The following is a 713-nucleotide window of genomic DNA, read 5'->3' as shown; positions in this document are numbered from 1 at the left end:
TGATGTAAAATTCACTTCTGAACAACAAAACCCTGGTTTTACCTTCACAGAACCCGGGCTGTACAGTGTTGAGTTTAGAGCGGTTACTGCTTCTGGTGTCAAGTTAAAAAAAATAGAAGATGCCATAAGGGTAATAGCTCCGCCTTTGTCGGATTTTACGGCCGTTACTGCTTTTAAAAGTGTTCCCAAGACAGGCTGGAGCGTAAAATATGTAAGCAGTGAAAGCTTTGGATTAGCAAATGCTATTTTTGATGGTAATGCTTATTCTCTATGGTTTTCTTATTATGGAGTTCCATTTCCCCATGAGATTCAGATTGATATGGGGGCTGACTATAAAATAGACGGGTTTAGGACTGAGAGTGGTAGCTATGATAAAAATATTAAGGATTACTCATTTTCAGTAAGTGCTGATGGTGTAAACTGGACGCTGGTAAGATCAGGTACCTCGGATAAAACCAAGGCTGTCATAGAGGACCTTTTCACGCCGACTACCGCCCGTTATATCCGTATTAGAATTCTTTCTGCATATGAAGATACCGTTAGTACTATTGGTGAATTGTATGTCAAAGGTGCAGGTGAAGATATACTCCAGGTTTTAGGGGGCGAATCGGTTTCCTTTGTGGACCTATCTGGTAATATACCTACTTCGTGGTTGTGGAAAATCAGCAAGGATGGGGTTGTAAAATTGACTTCGGACAAGCAAAATCCAAATT

General features: G+C 40.5%; 1 protein-coding gene. It reads left to right on the top strand.

Annotated elements, in window-relative coordinates; genetic code table 11:
• On the top strand, positions 1-713 hold a 713-nt coding region (locus tag AC6CH4_RS25930), incomplete at both ends, for a discoidin domain-containing protein (protein ID WP_498108223.1).

The organism is Flavobacterium sp. GQ95, assembly GCF_059758655.1.
The sequence above is the reverse complement of the archived record's forward strand: the minus strand, read 5'-3'. Positions and strand labels throughout refer to the sequence as shown.